A 16,519-nucleotide genomic window follows, 5' to 3' on the forward strand; every position below is an offset into this window, starting at 1 on the left:
CGCCGGAGCCAGCCCCGCAACCGTCGCCGCATGGATCAGCAAAGCCGAGGCCGACAAAACCGCCGCACAGCAACAACTCATCACCGCCAGCGCAGCCCGGCGCACCGTCCTCACCGACGAACAGATCCACGGCATGATCAAAGACCTCGGTGATCTCACCGACCGGCTCCTCGCCGCCCCCGCCGACCGCAAAGCCCCTCTCTACCAGGCTTTCGGCCTCGCGCTCACCTACGACATGAAGAAGCGGGTTGTGACCGTTAAGTCACAACCCGCTTCATCCGTGTACGTAAGAACGTGTCCGAGGGGGGACTTGAACCCCCACGCCCGATAAAGGGCACTAGCACCTCAAGCTAGCGCGTCTGCCATTCCGCCACCCGGACCAGGTGTGTCCCGCGGCTGGCCGCGGCGACATCGACCACGATACCAAGGTTTCGGAGTGCGTTTCACCCGCGTATGCCGGGCGCCCGCCCCCGCGCCGACCTGGGGGGACGCGGGGGTGGGCACGCTGGGTGATCAGGTGGGCATCAGGTGGTAGTCGGGGAAGTTGCCGGGGAGGCGTTCGGGGGCGGGGCCCTCGGTGACGGCTCGGATCAGCAGGTCGCCGCCGACGAAGGCTCCGCGCCAGGAGGCGCCGAAGCCGCCAAAGAGCTCATCGCGGTCGCCGCGGGAGCGGGGCTTGCCGTGGCCGGTCTTGAAGGCGCGGATCTGGGGGGCCAGACGGTCGTAGGTGGCGGGGTCGTCGCAGGAGAGGGTGGCGACGAGGGCGCCGTTGCTGGCGTTCATGGCGGCGAGCAGTTCGGCCTCGGTGTCGACCAGTACGAGGGTGTCGACCGGGCCGAAGGGCTCGGCGTGGTGCAGCGGGGAGGTCGAGGACGGATTGAGGAGGGTGACGGGGGCGGTGTAGGCGGAGAGGTCCTGGCCGGGGAGGAAGTGGCCGTCGGCGAGGTCGCCGCGGTGGAGGGGGACGGCGCCGCGGTCGATGGCCTCGCTCACCTGGTCGGTGAGCTCCTTGGCCTTGGCCGCGTTGATCAGGGGGCCGAAGTCCAGGTCGGGGAGGTCGTCGGAGGGGTGCTCCACCGCGAGGGGGTGGCCCACGCGGATGGAGCGGACCGCCGGGAGGTAGACGGAGAGGAAGGCGTCGAAGGACGAGCGCTGGACGACGAAGCGCGGATAGGCGGTGCAGCGCTGCTTGCCGTAGTCGAAGGTCTTGCGGATCAGTGGGGCGAGGGCGTCCCAGTCGGTGAAGTTCCAGATGCCCCAGGCGTTGAGCCCCTCCTGCTCGAGGATGTGGCGTTTCCCGAGGTCGGCGACGGCGGTGGCGACCCGGGCGCCGGTGTCGCGGCCGCCGACGAAGGAGACGCAGCCGATCTCGGGCGAGCGGACCAGGGCCTCGGAGAGCTCACCGCCGCTGCCGCTGAGGAGGGTGACCGGGATGCCCTCGCGGGCGGCGAGCGCGCAGGCGAGGGTGAGGCAGGCCAGCCCGCCGTCGGTGGGGGTCTTGGCGATGACGGCGTTGCCGGCCAGCGCCTGGACGAGCATGGCGTGGGCGAGGACGCTCATCGGGTAGTTCCAGCTGGCGATGTTCGAGACCGGGCCGGGCAGCGGGGTGCGGCCCTCGGCCATGCGGTCGATCTCGTCGACGTACCAGCGGACGCCGTCGGTGGCCCGGTCCACATCGGCCTGGGCCAGCCGCCAGGGCTTGCCGATCTCCCAGACCAGCAGGAGGGCGAGCAGCTGCCGGTGCTCGCAGAGCGCGTCGAGGGTGGCGGACACCCGCGCCCGGCGCTCGGCGAGTGCGATGTGGCGCCAGCGGCGGTGCTGGTCGAGGGATGCGCGTACGGCCTGGTGGGCGGTGGTGGCGTCGAGCCGCGGCGGACCCGCGATCGGGGTGCCGTCCACGGGGGTGGTGGCGGGGAGGGCCCGGCCGTCGCGGTGCCAGGTGCCGTCCCAGAGATTGAGGACTCGGTCGTCCTGGAACGCCTCCGGGGCGACGGCGAGGCAGCGCTGCCAGGCGTCGCCCCAGGCGGTTCCGGGCTTGAGGGTGAGGGTGGGTGCCATCGGTGATCTCCGCTCTCGTTGCACAGGCGGGGCGGGATGTGGCGGTCCGTACGGCGGGGACGCCCGCACGGCGGGGACGCCCGCACGGCGGGGACGCCCGCACGGCGGGGACGCCCGCACGGCGGGGACGCCCGCACGGCGGGAGCGCCCGTACGGCGGGAGCGCCCGTACGGCATGCGTCCGCGCACGGCATGCGTCCCCGTACGGGGAGGAACGTAGTGGCACCGGGCGTGACGGTGAGCCGATCGCGGATCGGGTATGGCTCACATCACGCGCGGTTGCCGGTTGTTTCGGCCAGAAGGGCCAATACCAGCCCGGCGGTCTCCGTGGGGGTCGCTCCCACTCTCACTCCGGCCGCCTCCAGCGCCGCCTTCTTGGCCGCGGCGGTGCCCGAGGAGCCGGAGACGATGGCGCCCGCGTGGCCCATCGTCTTGCCCTCGGGGGCGGTGAAGCCCGCGATGTAGCCGACGACCGGCTTGGTGACGTGGTCGGCGAGGTACCGCGCGGCGCGCTCCTCGGCGTCGCCGCCGATCTCGCCGATCATCACGATCAGGTCGGTTTCGGGGTCGGCCTCGAAGGCGGCCAGCGCGTCGATGTGGGTGGTGCCGATGACGGGGTCGCCGCCGATGCCCACGCAGGTGGAGAAGCCGATGTCGCGCAGTTCGTACATCAGCTGGTAGGTGAGGGTGCCGGACTTGGAGACCAGCCCGATCCGGCCGGGTTTGGTGATGTCGGCGGGGATGATGCCCGCGTTGGACCGGCCCGGGGAGATCAGACCGGGGCAGTTCGGGCCGATGACCCTGGTGGCGCGGGCCCGCGCATACGCCTGGAAGGCGACCGCGTCATGGACCGGGATGCCCTCGGTGATGACGACGGCGAGCGGGATCCGCGCGTCGGCGGCCTCGATGACGGCGGCCTTGGCGTGCGGCGGCGGGACGAAGAGCACGCTCACATCGGCGCCGGTGGTGTCCATGGCCTCGGATACGGAGCCGAAGACGGGCACCGTACGGCCGTCGAAGTCGACCCGGGCCCCGGCCTTGCGCGGATTGACACCGCCGACGACATCGGTGCCGGCGGCGAGCATGCGCCGGGTGTGCTTCATGCCTTCGGCGCCGGTCATGCCCTGGACGATGACCTTGCTGCCCTTGGTGAGGAAGATGGCCATGCGAGGAGCCCCCTTATGCGGCGGTCGCGGCGAGTTCGGCGGCGCGCGCGGCGGCGCCGTCCATGGTGTCGGCCTGGTGGACGAGTGGATGAGCCAATTGGCCAAGAATGGCTCGGCCACGTGCGGCGTTGTTGCCGTCGAGCCGGACGACGAGCGGTTTGGTGAGGGGGACGGTGTCCAGGGCGCGCACGATGCCGTCGGCCACCGCGTCGCAGGCGGTGATGCCACCGAAGACATTGACCAGGACGGAGCGCACATCGGGGTCGTCGAGGACGAGGGAGAGCCCGTCGGCCATCACCTGGGCCGAGGCGCCGCCGCCGATGTCGAGGAAGTCGGCCGGGCGGGCGCCGCAGCCCGCGACGACGTCCAGGGTGGACATCACCAGGCCCGCGCCGTTGCCGATGACGCCCACCTGGCCGTCGAGTTTGACGTAGCCGAGCCCCACGGCCGCGGCCCTCGCCTCCAGCGGGTCCCGGGCTCGGTCGTCGGCGTCGTCCCATGACGGCTGCCGGTAGCTCGCGTTGTCGTCCAGGGTGACCTTGCCGTCCAGGGCCACGATCGCGCCGTCGCGGGTCACCACCAGTGGGTTGACCTCGACCAGAAGGGCGTCCTGGGCGGTCAGGACGGTCCACAGCCGGCGGATGGTCCCGGCCGCCTCCCGCGGCAGTCCCCCGGCGATGGCGATCTCGGCGGCCTTCGCCTCGGTCACCCCCTCGGCCGGGTCGACGGGGATCCGGGCCACCGCCTCGGGACGGCGCGCGGCGACCTCCTCGATCTCCATGCCGCCCTCGGCGGAGGCGATGGCCAGGAAGCGGCCCGCGGCCCGGTCCAGGGCGAAGCCGAGGTACAGCTCCCGTTCCACCTCGACCGGTTCGGCGACCATCACCCGGTGCACGGTGTGGCCCTTGATGTCCATGCCGAGGATCCGCCGTGCGGTCTCCTCGGCGGCCACCGGGTCGTCGGCGAGCCTCACCCCGCCCGCCTTGCCCCGGCCGCCGGTTTTCACCTGGGCCTTGATGACGACGCGTCCGCCCAGCCGTTCGGCGGCCGCGCGGGCGGCCTCGGCCGAGTCCACGACTTCGGCTCTCGGCACCCGCACGCCGTTGTGGTGAAGGAGTTCCCGTGCCTGATGTTCGTACAGGTCCATGTGTCAGCTCCCTGATGGCCCGTCAACAGCGCTTGGTCCGGCGCTGGTTCGAACGAGTGGCGCACGCCCCCTGGACATCGCTCGACCGATGGTGGGATAACAAAGTTCATACAGGATAACGTCGACTGTATGCAATCCACTTGCGAGGCCGTACCGACCCCTACGAAGGGACGCGATTCGCCATGCCCGACGACAGCCAGGACCTCATTTCCGGCGGGCACTTGGTCGCCAAAGCACTCAAAGCAGAAGGCGTCGAGGTCATCTACACCCTCTGCGGCGGCCACATCATCGATATCTACGACGGCTGTGTCGACGAGGGCATCGACGTCATCGATGTACGCCACGAACAGGTCGCCGCCCACGCCGCCGACGGCTACGCCCGGATCACCGGCAAGCCCGGCTGCGCGGTCGTCACCGCCGGCCCCGGTACCACCGACGCGGTCACCGGCGTCGCCAACGCCTTCCGCGCCGAGTCACCCATGCTGCTCATCGGCGGCCAGGGAGCCCACACCCAGCACAAGATGGGGTCCCTCCAGGACCTCCCCCATGTGGACATGATGGCGCCGATCACCAAGTTCGCCGCCACCGTCCCGGACACCGCCCGCGCCGCCGACATGGTCTCCATGGCCTTCCGCGAGTGCTTCCACGGCGCCCCCGGCCCCTCCTTCCTGGAGATCCCGCGCGATGTGCTGGACGCCAAGGTGCCGGTGGACAAGGCGCGCGTCCCCCTGGCGGGGCACTACCGCGCCTCCACCCGCGCCGCCGGCGACCCCGAGTCCGTCCAGAAGCTGGCCGATCTGCTGGTCCAGGCCGAGAAGCCGGCGATCCTGCTGGGCAGCCAGGTGTGGACCACCCGCGCCACCGGCTCGGCCATCGAGCTGGTGCGCACCCTCAATGTGCCCGCGTACATGAACGGCGCGGGGCGCGGCACACTGCCGCCCGGCGATCCGCACCACTTCCAGCTCTCCCGCCGCTACGCCTTCTCCAACGCCGACCTCATCATCATCGTCGGCACGCCCTTCGACTTCCGGATGGGCTACGGCAAGCGGCTCTCCCCCGACGCCACCGTGGTCCAGATCGACCTCGACTACCGCACGGTCGGCAAGAACCGGGACATCGACCTGGGCATCGTGGGCGACGCGGGGCTGATCCTCTCCGCCGTCACCCAGGCCGCCTCCGGCCGCATCAACGGCGGCGCGGGCAAGCGCAAGGAGTGGCTGGACGAGCTGCGGGCCGCCGAGCAGAAGGCGATCGAGAAGCGGCTGCCCAGCCTCCGCTCCGACGCCTCCCCCATCCATCCGTACCGCCTGGTCAGCGAGATCAACGACTTCCTCACCGAGGACTCGATCTACATCGGCGACGGCGGCGACATCGTCACCTTCTCCGGCCAGGTGATCCAGCCCAAGTCGCCCGGCCACTGGATGGACCCGGGCCCGCTGGGGACGCTCGGCGTCGGGGTGCCGTTCGTGATGGCCGCCAAGAAGGCCCGCCCCGACAAGGAGGTGGTGGCGCTCTTCGGCGACGGCGCCTTCTCCCTGACCGGCTGGGACTTCGAGACACTGGTCCGCTTCGACCTGCCGTTCGTCGGCATCGTCGGCAACAACTCCTCGATGAACCAGATCCGTTACGGCCAGAAGGCCAAGTACGGCGAGCAGCGCGAGCGGGTCGGCAACACCCTGGGCGATGTGCCCTACGACCAGTTCGCCCGGATGCTCGGCGGCCACGGCGAGGAGGTCCGCGACCCGGCGGATATCGGCCCGGCGCTGCGCCGCGCCCGCGAGTCCGGCAAGCCGTCGCTGATCAACGTCTGGGTGGACCCGGACGCGTACGCCCCCGGAACCATGAACCAGACCATGTACAAGTAGGGAGGCGCCACCATGTCCCAGGCTGCCCAGGCCAATCAAGCTCTGACGGGCATCCGCGTCCTCGATATGACGCATGTGCAGTCCGGTCCCTCCGCCACCCAGCTGCTCGCCTGGCTCGGCGCCGATGTGATCAAGCTGGAGAACATCACCGGCGACATCACCCGCAAACAGCTGCGCGATCTCCCGGATGTGGACTCGCTCTACTTCACGATGCTCAACTGCAACAAGCGGAGCATCACCCTCAACACCAAGAGCGAACGCGGCAAGGAGATCCTGACCGAGCTCATCCGCCGCAGCGACGTCCTGGTGGAGAACTTCGGTCCGGGCGCCGTGGACCGCATGGGATTCACCTGGGAGCGCATCCAGGAGATCAACCCGCGGCTGGTCTACGCCTCGATCAAGGGGTTCGGCGACGGCCCGTACACCAAGTTCAAGGCGTACGAGGTGGTCGCGCAGGCCATGGGCGGGTCGATGTCCACGACCGGTTTCGAGGACGGACCGCCGCTGGCCACCGGCGCCCAGATCGGCGACTCCGGCACCGGGGTGCACTGCGTGGCGGGCATCCTCGCCGCGCTCTACCAGCGCACCCACACCGGCCGCGGCCAGCGGGTGAATGTGGCGATGCAGCACGCGGTGCTCAATCTGTGCCGGGTCAAGCTGCGCGACCAGCAGCGGCTGGCGCATGGACCGCTCGCCGAGTATCCGAATGAGGACTTCGGCGACGAGGTGCCGCGCAGCGGCAACGCCAGCGGTGGCGGCCAGCCCGGCTGGGCGGTCAAATGCGCGCCCGGCGGGCCCAACGACTACGTCTACGTCATTGTGCAGCCGGTCGGCTGGGAGCCCATCACCCGGCTCATCGGCCGCCCCGAACTGGCCGAGGACCCGGAGTGGGCCGCGCCCGAGGCACGGCTGCCGAAGCTGGCCAAGATGTTCCAGCTGATCGAGGAGTGGAGCAGCACGCTGCCGAAGTGGCAGGTGCTGGAGCAGCTCACGGCCGAGAACATCCCGTGCGGGCCGATCCTGTCCACCAAGGAGATCGTCGAGGACGCGTCGCTCGCGGCCAACGAGATGATCGTCGAGGTCGACCACCCCGAGCGCGGCTCCTTCACCACGGTCGGCTCCCCGCTGAAGCTCTCCGACTCCCCGGTTCAGGTCGAGCGCTCCCCGCTGCTGGGTGAGCACAACGAAGAGGTGTACGTCGGAGAGCTGGGGCTCGGCGACGAGGAAGTGCGGCTGCTCAAGACGAACGGAGTGATCTGACGGTGACGTATGACAACGATGCCGTGCGGGCGGTGCTGGACGCCGCCCGTGCCGAGGGGCGCACGGCACTGACCGCTCCCGAGGGGAAGCGGATCACCGACGCGTACTCCATCCCGACCCCGGCCGAGGGGCTGGCGGAGACCGCCGACGAGGCGGTGGCGCTCGCCGACCGGATCGGCTTCCCCGTCGTCCTCAAGATCGTGTCCCCGGACATCCTGCACAAGACCGACGCGGGCGGGGTCCGGGTGGGGCTGACGTCCTGCGCCGAGGTGCGGAGCGCGTTCACCTCGATCGTCGACAACGCCCGTGCGTACGACGCCGAGGCCCGGATCCAGGGCGTCCAGGTGCAGCAGATGGTCCCGGACGGCGGCCAGGAGGTCATCGTCGGCGCGGTCACCGATCCCACCTTCGGCAAGGTGGTGGCGTTCGGGCTCGGCGGGGTGCTGGTGGAGGTGCTGAAGGACATCACCTTCCGGCTGGCCCCGGCCAGCGAGGACGAGGCGCTGTCGATGCTGGACGGGATCCGCGCCGCCGAGGTGCTGCGCGGGGTGCGCGGCGGGGAGGCGGTGGACCGGGCGGCGCTCGCCGATCTGATCGTGCGGGTCTCCCGGCTGGTGGCGGACTTCCCCGAGATCACGGAGGTCGATCTCAACCCGGTGTTCGCCACCGCGAGCGGGGTGCTGGCCGCCGATGTGCGGCTGCTGATCGGGGACCCCGCCCCGCAGGAGCGCCGCCGCTATACGCGCGAGGAGATCCTGGGCGCGATGCGCCGGCTGATGCAGCCGCGTTCGGTGGCGGTGGTCGGCGCCTCCAACGAGCACGGCAAGATCGGCAATTCGGTGATGCGCAACCTCATCGACGGCGGCTTCCCCGGGGAGATCCACCCGGTGAACCCCAAGGCCGACGACATCCTGGGCCGCAAGGCGTACAAGAGCGTCACGGACGTCCCCGGCGAGGTGGATGTGGCGGTCTTCGCGATCCCCGCGAAGTTCGTGCCCGCCGCGCTGGAGGAGGTCGGCCGCAAGGGCATCCCGAACGCCGTGCTGATCCCGTCCGGCTTCGCCGAGACCGGTGAACACGAGCTCCAGCGGCGGATCGTGGAGATCGGCGAGGAGCACGGGGTGCGGCTGCTGGGGCCGAACATCTACGGCTACTACTCCACCTGGCAGGATCTGTGCGCCACCTTCTGCACCCCGTACGACGTCAAGGGGCCGGTGGCGCTCACCTCGCAGTCCGGTGGCATCGGGATGGCCATCCTGGGCTTCGCCCGGACGACCAAGACCGGTGTCTCGGCCATCGTCGGACTGGGCAACAAGTCGGATGTGGACGAGGACGATCTGCTGACCTGGTTCGGCGAGGACGACCACACCCAGTGCATCGCGATGCACCTGGAGGACCTCAAGGACGGCCGGGCCTTCGTGGAGGCGGCGCGGGCCACGGTGCCCAGGAAGCCGGTGGTGGTCCTCAAGGCGGGCCGTACGGCGGCGGGCGCCAAGGCGGCCGGCTCCCACACCGGCGCGCTGGCCGGGGATGACGCGGTCTACGACGACATCCTGCGGCAGGCCGGGGTGATCCGGGCGCCGGGTCTGGGCGAGATGCTGGAGTACGCGCGGGCGCTGCCGGTGCTGCCCACACCACAGGGTGACAACGTCGTCATCATCACCGGCGCCGGGGGTTCGGGGGTGCTGTTGTCGGACGCGATCGTCGACAACGGGCTGTCCCTGATGGAGATCCCCGAGGACCTGGACGCCGCCTTCCGCCGCTTCATCCCGCCGTTCGGCGCGGCCGGGAACCCGGTGGACATCACCGGCGGCGAACCGCCGTCCACCTACGAGGCGACCATCCGGCTGGGGCTGGAGGATCCGCGGATCCACTCCCTGGTGCTGGGCTACTGGCACACCATCGTCACCCCGCCGATGGTGTTCGCCGAGCTGACCGCGCGGGTCGTCGAGGAGTTCCGCGCGCAGGGCATCGCCAAACCGGTGGTGGCCTCGCTCGCGGGCGACACCGAGGTCGAGGAGGCGTGCGCATACCTCTTCGAGCACGGGGTCGTGGCGTATCCGTACACCACCGAGAAGCCGGTGGCCGTCCTGGGGGCCAAGTACCGCTGGGCCCGGTCCGCGGGGCTGCTGACCTGAGCGTTTCACCGGAAGTGCCCCGACCTGCCGTCGATCGTCTGCGGCACCGTCGTGGCTGGTCGCGCCCGCGTGGCGGAGCCACACAACGGCACAGCACCGCGCCCCTTCGGGGCGCCGCCGAACCGCGGCCGACTTCCGCCGATCCGCTCAGCCACCCACGTTTCCCGGAGCACGAAGAGTTTGGACAGGGGGCGCTGGCCGGGTTCCTTCGAAGCCAAGGGGACGACATGAGCACAGGAGAACAACCGGAAGGGGTACTCCCCTTCCGTGAAGTGCAGGACAGCAAGGGACGCACGTACCGCATCGGCGAGACCGACCGCGACATCCTGGGCCACAGCCGGAAGCTGATGGTCTATCTGCCGTGGGTCGCGATGATGGCCATCAGCGTGTCCGAGTACGCGTACGGCTCGGCCGAGGACACGCTCTCGGAAGCGCACGGCTGGACCCAGAGCAACACCTTCTGGATCCTGAGCGTCTGGGTGTTCTTCCAGGCGGGCATCGCCTTCCCGGCCGGATGGCTGCGGGAGAAGGGCATCCTGACCGCCCGTAAGGCGATGTTCCTGGGAGCCGGGCTGTGTCTGATCGGCTTCCTGGCCCTCTCCCACGTCGACAACGTCTTCATGGCGATCGTCGGCTTCGGCGTCATCGGCGGGCTCGGCTCCGGGTTCGTCTACGCCACCTGCATCAATATGGTGGGCAAATGGTTCCCGGAGCGGCGCGGGGCGAAGACGGGGTTTGTCAACGGAGGGTTCGCCTACGGCGCGCTGCCGTTCATCTTCATCTTCAACTACTGGTTCGACACCGGCAACTTCGACGAGATCCTCGACCTCATCGGTGTCTATGTGCTGATCATCGTGGCGATCTGCGCCTGGTTCTTCAAGGACCCGCCGAAGAACTGGTGGCCCGCCGATATCGACCCGCTGAGCTACTCAGGTAACGCCAAGAGCGCCACGAGCCTGACCAAGAACCCGCCGGCGGTGCGGCAGTACACCCCCAAGGAGGCCATCAGGACCGGCATGCTGCCACTGATGTGGTTCTCCCTGGTGCTCACCGCCGGGGTGTCGATCTTCGGGATCTCCTTCCAGGTCGACTACGCCAAGGAGGTGGGCTTCGGCCCGCTGGTCGCGGCCTCGTCCATGGGCATCATGTCCGTCATCAACGGTGTCGGACGCGGTGTGGTGGGCTGGCTCTCGGACCTGTGGGGCCGGAAGTCGACCCTGGTGTTCGTCATCGTGGTGCTGGGCCTCGCCCAGTTCGGGGTGATCTGGGCCGGCAACATCCACAACGAGGTGCTGTTCCTCTTCTTCGCCTTCCTCTCCGGATTCGGCGGCGGAGCCTTCTACCCGATGTTCGCGGCGCTGACCCCGGACTACTTCGGTGAGAACTACAACGCCACCAACTACGGCCTGGTGTACAGCGGAAAGCTGATCAGCGGGCTGTTCGGCGGCGGCCTCGGCTCGATGGTGGTCGACTCCTGGGGCTACGACGGCGCGTACGCGCTCGCCGGAGGCATCTCCATGGTGGCGGCCGCGGTGGCCCTGCTGCTGCGGCAGCCCGGCCGGCCGCGGGTCCGGGGGATCGCCCCGAACCCGCAGCCGATCAGCCGCGAGGTCGTCTAAGCGGGTCGGGCGAAGTCCGCTACGGTTCGGCAGCGCCCCGAAGGGGCGCGGTGCTGTGCCGATGTGTGGCTCCGCCACGTGGGCGCGACCAGCCACGACGGCGCCGCGGACGGCCAACGACACATCGCGGCCCTTCCAGCGGAGCGCTTAGCCCCGCCGCGCGGGGCCCTCGCTCAGCCCCGTCCGCCGCACCGCAGGGACCGCAGATAGCGGGCGGAGCGGCGGGCGGTGGTGAGCGAATCGGCCGGCTGGTCGTGCTCCACCAGCCATTGGTGGTCACGGCGGCCGCCATGGGTCCTGCCGACCTCGGTCAGGAAGCGGCGGTAGTCGATGTCACCGTCCCCGACGTCCACCATCCGGTAGCCGTCGGGGGCGGTTTCGTCGTGCTCGCCGTCCTTGACGTGGAAGAGCGGGTAGCGGTGCGGGGCCCGCAGTACGTAGTCCAGCGGCTCGAAGGGCGCCGGGGAGCCGTCGGCCTTCTTGCCGAAGCGGAACTGGCCCGCATACGCCCAGTAGATGTCCATCTCCAGATGGACCAGGTCGGGGTCGGTCTCGGCGAGCAGTACGTCGTAGAGGCGGACGTCCGGCCGGTCGGTGGCGAAGGAGAACTCCTCGGCGTGGTTGTGCTGGTAGAACTTCATCCCGCGCGCCTTGGCCGCCGCACCATAGGTGTTGAACTCCTCTGCACAGCGCTTCCAGCCCTCCACCGTGGAGCCGTAGCGCCAGGGCCCGGAGGCGGTGCCCACATGCGGCAGGCCGAGCGCCTCGGCGTCGTCGAGCACCTGGGTGAGGTTGGTGGCGAAGGTGTACGCCTTGGGGTCGTCGGAGTAGTAGCCGACGTGGCTGCCGATGCCGCGCAGCCCGTTGTCCCGCATCAGCCGCCCCAGCTGCTTGAGGGTGATGTCGCCGGTGCCCTGGGTGTATCCGGCGAACTCCACCTGGTCGTAGCCGTATCGGGCCAGTTCCTCGAAGACACGGGCGAAGCCGATGGACTGCACCTGGTCGCGGAGGGTGTAGAGCTGGATGCCGAGGTGGCCGCGGGGCACCAGCGGGCCGCCCCGGCCGTGCTGGGCCGCGGTGCCGGTCCGGGCGGCCGTGCCGGTCTCGGCCGCCGTGGCGGTGGCCGTGCCGAGCAGACCGGCGGCGGTGGCGCCCGCGGCGACGCCGAGGAATCTGCGGCGGCGGAGGGTATCGGCGAGTTCGGGGTTGTCCTGGGCCCTCTTCACGGGGTGTCTCCTTCTGATGCGTTCGTCAAGCCGGCGAGGTGGAGGAGCAGGGTCTTGACGTCGGTGGCGGCCACCCGGCCGCGCACCGCGCCGGGCTGGGAGCAGAGGAGGACGGGGCCGTCCTCCTCGCGGTCCGGCAGACGGCCGTGGCTGCCGCGCACCGGGGCCGGATCGAGCGGGACGACGGCCATGCGGTAGCGCATCCCGGTCTTCTTGCGGGCCAGCGCGGTGGCGGCCCGCAGTCGCACATAGGGGTCCTTGGGGTCCATGAACAGCTCGGCCGGGTCATAGCCGGGCTTGCGGTGGATCTCCACCAGCTGGGCGAAGTCGGGGGCGCGGGCGTCGTCGAGCCAGTAGTAGTACGTGAACCAGGCGTCCGGCTCGGCGACCGCCACCAGCTCCCCGGAGCGGGGGTGGTCCAGGCCGTGCGCCTTCTTGCCCTCGTCGTCGAGGAGTTCGGCGATCCCGGTCAGACCGGCCAGGGCGGTGCGGGTGGCCTCCAGGTCCTCCTCGCGGCGCACATAGACATGGGCGAGCTGGTGGTCGGCGACCGCGAAGGCCCGGGAGGCGCCGGGGTCCAGGTATTCCATGCCGTCCTGGGTGTGCACCTCCAGCAGTCCGGCGCGGCGCAGCGCCCGGTTGATGTCCACCGGCCGGGAGACCGGGGTGATGCCGTACTCGGACAGCGCCACCACGGTGCGGCCGCGGGCGGTGGCGTCGTCCAGCAGCGGGCCGAGGGCGGTGTCGAGCTCGGCGGCGGCCGCGTGGGCGCGGGGGTCGTCGGGGCCGTAGCGCTGGAGGTCGTAGTCCAGATGCGGAATGTAGGTCAGCACCAGATCGGTGGGGCGGGTGCGCAGCAGGTGGCGGGTGGCGTCGATGATCCACTGCGAGGAGACCAGATCGGCGCCCGGCCCCCAGAAGTGGAAGAGCGGGAAGGTGCCGAGTTTCGCGGTGAGTTCGTCGTGCAGCGCGGGGGGCCGGGTGTAGCAGTCCGGCTCCTTGCGGCCGTCGGCGTAGTAGACGGGGCGCGGGGTGACGGTGATGTCGGTGTCCGAGCCCATCGCGTACCACCAGCAGACATTGGCCACGGTGTAGCCCGGGTGGACCCGGCGGGCGGCGTCCCACAGCTTGTCGCCGCCTACCAGGCCGTTGTGCTGCCGCCACAGCAGCACCTCGCCCATCTCGCGGAAGTACCAGCCGTTGCCCACGATGCCGTGTTCGGCGGGGGTGGTGCCAGTGAGGAACGTCGACTGGGCGGCGCAGGTGACGGCGGGCAGCACGGTGCCCAGCGAGGCGCGGGAGCCGGAGCTGCCGAGCGCCTTGAGGCGCGGCATATGGTCCAGCAGCCGTGGGGTGAGCCCGACGACGTCGAGGACGAGGAGCGGGGTCGGGCCGGTCCCGGCGCTCGTATCGCTCCGGTGGCTCGGGTCGCTCATGGCAGCTCCTTGAGGCCGAGGTCGGTCAACAGGTCGCGGGCGAGGGCGAGTTCGGCGGCGATGCCATCGGCGAGCCGGTCGCGGGTACGGGGGCGCAGCTCGGCCGGGAGCGCCTGCCAGGTGTAGGTCTCCACCTCGAGATGGCGGGTCAGCGGGGCGGGCCCGCCGACGAGCCGGGCGAGGGCGTCGGCCAGCACCGGGAGGGTGGAGGTGAGCGGGGGCTCGGGCGGGGCGTGCAGCGGCACATGGAAGTGGGACCGCCAGGGCGCGGTGTCGCCGAGCCCGCCGGCGAGCGCCTGGTCGAGGTCGTCGGTGCCGTGGACGCCGCCCTCGGGGTCCCGGGTGCGGGTCTGGTGGAGGAAGCGGGGCTCGGCGAAGGCCGCGAGGGCCTCCCGCACCGCCGGCCGCCCCGGGTCCTCGGCGTGCAGCGCGGCGGACAGCTGTGCCTTGACGACCGGGACCCCGGCGGCGGTGAGCGCGTCGACAGCCGTGTGCGGATCCTCGAACTGTGTCGCCAGATGGCAGGTGTCCAGACAGACGCCGATGCGGTCCAGCGGCGGGCCGCCGGGGGCGGTGAGCGCCTCGATGGCCTGTGCGGTGGTCTCGACGGTGCAGCCGGGCTCGGGCTCCAGGCCGATGCGGATCGAACGGCCGGTGAGCTCCTGGATGGCGTCGAGCCGCTGGGCGAGGGTGGTGAGGTGGCGGCGGGCGGCGCGGGCCCGGTCGTCGTCGAAGGGGGTGCGCCAGGCCAGCGGCAGGGTGGAGACGGTGCCGTCGGTGATGTCGTCGGGGAGCAGCGCGGCCAGCAGCCGGGCCAGATGGGTGGTGTGCTCCAGCCGCTCCGGATCGGTCCAGTCGGGCTTGTAGACGCGGTACTTGACCTCCTGGGCGCCGAACCCCTCGTACGGGAAGCCGTTGAGGGTCACCACCTCCAGGCCGCGGGTGTCCAGCGCGGTGCGCAGCCTGCGCAGTTCGGCGGGGTCGGCGCTCAGGGTGCGGGCGGCGTCACGGGCCAGCCACAGGCCGATGCCGAGCCGGTCGCGGCCCAGGCGGCGGCGGACCGGTTCACAGTGCAGCCGGAGCTGGTCCACGACGCCGTCGAGGTTCTCGGCGGGGTGGACGTTGGTGCAGTAGGCGAGGTGGACGGTGGAGCCGTCGGGGTGGCGGAAGCGCATGGGGTCTCCTCACCGTCCGGTCGGCGCGGCGGGGGCGCCGCGCAGGATGGAGTTGCCCTCGTGGGTGGCGGTGGTGGCGGTGTCCTCGACGTCGAGGTCCAGTTCGAGGCGGCCGCTGAGCCCGTAGAACGCGACCGGGTTGCGCCACAGCACCTGGTCGACGTCGTCCTCGGTGAAGCCCTCGGCGCGCATCAGGTCGCCGACCTTGCGGGTCTTGAGCGGATCGCTCCTGCCCCAGTCGGCGGCCGAGTTGACCAGGACCCGCTCGGTCCCGTACGCGCGGAGGATCGCGACCATCCGCCGCTCGTCCATCTTGGTGTCCGGGTAGACCGAGAAGCCCAGCCAGCAGCCGCTGTCCCTGGCCTCCTCGACGGTGGTCTCGTTGAGGTGGTCCACCAGGACGCGGTCCAGGGGCAGCGCGGACTCCTTCACCACGTCGAGGGTGCGGCGCAGCCCGGCCAGCTTGTCCCGGTGCGGGGTGTGGACGAGCGCGGGCAGACCGTGGTCGGCGGCCAGTTGGAGCTGGGTGGCCAGGGCGGTGTCCTCGGCCGGGGTCATCGAGTCGTAGCCGATCTCGCCCACGGCCACGACGCCGTCCTTGACGAGATAGCGCTCCAGCTCCTCCAGGACGGGGACGCAGCGCGGGTCGTTGGCCTCCTTGGGGTTGAGCGCGAGGGTGCAGTGGTGGGCGATGCCGTGCTGGGCGGCCCGGAAGGGCTCCCAGCCGAGGAGGGCGTCGAAGTAGTCGTAGAAGCTGGCGGGCGAGGTGCGGGGCTGCCCGAGCCAGAAGGACGGCTCGACCACGGCGCGCACCCCCGCCGCGTACATGGCCTCGTAGTCGTCGGTGGTGCGGGAGGTCATATGGATGTGGGGGTCGAAGATGCGCATCAGGACTCCTCACGGGTCAGGTCGCGGGCCAGGGCCAGTACGCGGTCCAGATCGCCGGGGACGGGGCGGCCGGCGGCGGTGCGCTCGCGGGCGTAGTCGGTGAGCATGCGGGCCAGCTCGCCGTCCCCGCGCGCCCTGCGCTCCCACTGCGCGACGGCGCTGAGGGGCACCCCGGTGAACAGGCACTTGAGCACGGCCTGCCGCCAGCTGTGCGGCGGGAGGTGGCGGGCGGCGTACGGGCCGACGGCGGCGGCCACCAGCCGGGTGTCATTGGTCCGCAGGGCGTCCTCGACGAGCGGGACGGCGTCGGGGCCGGTGAAGAGGGCGAGGTGCGGGAGCGCGCGCAGCACGGCCCGGCGCTCGGCGCCGGTGCCGTGCGCGTACAGCCTCGCGGCCGTCCGCGCGTCCGCGTCGGCGGCATGGAGGATGAGGATGCGGGCGGCGTCGGGGAGGTCGTGGGGGTCGAGGTCTTCGGCGGGGGTGGCCGTCTCGGCGGGGGGGGGCGGTCCGGCGGGGGGGGGGGGGGAGGAGGCCCCCCCCCC

Annotated in this window: 12 protein-coding genes and 1 tRNA gene; 4 read left to right on the forward strand and 9 right to left on the reverse strand. The window is 71.1% G+C overall.

The genetic code is table 11. The features are described 5' to 3' along the window. Positions 1-295: 295 nt before the first annotated feature. The 4 genes from NQU54_RS41410 to sucC form a co-directional block, all read right to left on the reverse strand. Positions 296-380: transfer RNA gene (locus tag NQU54_RS41410), tRNA-Leu, on the reverse strand. 133 nt (positions 381-513) lie between these two features. Next, positions 514-2,058: an aldehyde dehydrogenase family protein gene (locus NQU54_RS41415; RefSeq protein ID WP_257635496.1), complete on the reverse strand. Its 1,545-nt coding sequence runs from the start codon at positions 2,056-2,058 to the stop codon at positions 514-516. Between the two features lie 268 nt (positions 2,059-2,326). Then, complete coding sequence (sucD, locus tag NQU54_RS41420; RefSeq protein WP_257635497.1) at positions 2,327-3,223, reverse strand: succinate--CoA ligase subunit alpha; 897 nt, start codon at positions 3,221-3,223, stop codon at positions 2,327-2,329. A 13-nt stretch (positions 3,224-3,236) separates the two neighbouring features. Then, positions 3,237-4,370 (reverse strand): ADP-forming succinate--CoA ligase subunit beta, encoded by a 1,134-nt coding sequence (sucC, locus tag NQU54_RS41425; protein WP_257635498.1) that lies wholly within the window; start codon positions 4,368-4,370, stop codon positions 3,237-3,239. A gap of 182 nt (positions 4,371-4,552) precedes the next feature. On the opposite strand from sucC, the gene NQU54_RS41430 reads away from it, so the two are divergent. The 4 genes from NQU54_RS41430 to NQU54_RS41445 all read left to right on the forward strand — a co-directional run bounded on the left by NQU54_RS41430 (position 4,553) and on the right by NQU54_RS41445 (position 11,252). Then, positions 4,553-6,235 carry a thiamine pyrophosphate-binding protein gene (locus tag NQU54_RS41430; protein ID WP_257635499.1) on the forward strand — a complete coding sequence of 561 codons (1,683 nt, stop codon included), beginning with the start codon at positions 4,553-4,555 and terminating at the stop codon, positions 6,233-6,235. Positions 6,236-6,247: 12 nt separating this feature from the next. Beyond that, complete coding sequence (gene frc, locus NQU54_RS41435; RefSeq protein WP_257635500.1) at positions 6,248-7,495, forward strand: formyl-CoA transferase; 1,248 nt, start codon at positions 6,248-6,250, stop codon at positions 7,493-7,495. Between the two features lie 2 nt (positions 7,496-7,497). Beyond that, entirely contained in the window at positions 7,498-9,633 is a 2,136-nt protein-coding gene (locus NQU54_RS41440) for an acetate--CoA ligase family protein (protein WP_257635501.1), read from the forward strand. 227 nt (positions 9,634-9,860) lie between these two features. Then, positions 9,861-11,252: an OFA family MFS transporter gene (locus NQU54_RS41445; RefSeq protein WP_257635502.1), complete on the forward strand. Its 1,392-nt coding sequence runs from the start codon at positions 9,861-9,863 to the stop codon at positions 11,250-11,252. Positions 11,253-11,425: 173 nt separating this feature from the next. On the opposite strand, the gene NQU54_RS41450 is transcribed toward NQU54_RS41445, so the two are convergent. The 5 genes from NQU54_RS41450 to NQU54_RS41470 all read right to left on the reverse strand — a co-directional run. Continuing rightward, on the reverse strand, positions 11,426-12,478 hold the full coding sequence (locus NQU54_RS41450) for a sugar phosphate isomerase/epimerase family protein (protein WP_257635503.1): 1,053 nt from the start codon (positions 12,476-12,478) through the stop codon (positions 11,426-11,428). Continuing rightward, positions 12,475-13,914 (reverse strand): alkaline phosphatase family protein, encoded by a 1,440-nt coding sequence (locus NQU54_RS41455; protein ID WP_257635504.1) that lies wholly within the window; start codon positions 13,912-13,914, stop codon positions 12,475-12,477. Before NQU54_RS41455 ends, NQU54_RS41450 begins: the two co-directional genes overlap by 4 nt. After that, on the reverse strand, positions 13,911-15,089 hold the full coding sequence (gene eboE, locus NQU54_RS41460) for a metabolite traffic protein EboE (protein ID WP_257635505.1): 1,179 nt from the start codon (positions 15,087-15,089) through the stop codon (positions 13,911-13,913). Before eboE ends, NQU54_RS41455 begins: the two co-directional genes overlap by 4 nt. Before the next feature lie 9 nt (positions 15,090-15,098). Beyond that, a complete protein-coding gene (locus NQU54_RS41465; protein ID WP_257635506.1) occupies positions 15,099-15,977 on the reverse strand; it encodes a TatD family hydrolase in 879 nt (292 codons plus the stop codon). After that, positions 15,977-16,519 (reverse strand): EboA domain-containing protein (locus tag NQU54_RS41470; protein WP_257635507.1); only part of this gene is annotated, 543 nt, incomplete at its 5' end. The genes NQU54_RS41470 and NQU54_RS41465, both read right to left, overlap by 1 nt.

It is taken from the genome of Streptomyces malaysiensis subsp. samsunensis (assembly GCF_024519315.1).
Lineage (GTDB): Bacteria > Actinomycetota > Actinomycetes > Streptomycetales > Streptomycetaceae > Streptomyces > Streptomyces malaysiensis.

Coding starts and splice junctions, on each gene's coding strand:
- sucC (WP_257635498.1), bottom strand. CDS start 4,370: ATGGACCTGTACGAACATCAGGCACGGGAACTCCTTCACCACAACGGC.
- NQU54_RS41430 (WP_257635499.1), top strand. CDS start 4,553: ATGCCCGACGACAGCCAGGACCTCATTTCCGGCGGGCACTTGGTCGCC.
- sucD (WP_257635497.1), bottom strand. CDS start 3,223: ATGGCCATCTTCCTCACCAAGGGCAGCAAGGTCATCGTCCAGGGCATG.
- NQU54_RS41415 (WP_257635496.1), bottom strand. CDS start 2,058: ATGGCACCCACCCTCACCCTCAAGCCCGGAACCGCCTGGGGCGACGCC.
- NQU54_RS41465 (WP_257635506.1), bottom strand. CDS start 15,977: ATGCGCATCTTCGACCCCCACATCCATATGACCTCCCGCACCACCGAC.
- NQU54_RS41445 (WP_257635502.1), top strand. CDS start 9,861: ATGAGCACAGGAGAACAACCGGAAGGGGTACTCCCCTTCCGTGAAGTG.
- eboE (WP_257635505.1), bottom strand. CDS start 15,089: ATGCGCTTCCGCCACCCCGACGGCTCCACCGTCCACCTCGCCTACTGC.
- frc (WP_257635500.1), top strand. CDS start 6,248: ATGTCCCAGGCTGCCCAGGCCAATCAAGCTCTGACGGGCATCCGCGTC.
- NQU54_RS41455 (WP_257635504.1), bottom strand. CDS start 13,914: ATGAGCGACCCGAGCCACCGGAGCGATACGAGCGCCGGGACCGGCCCG.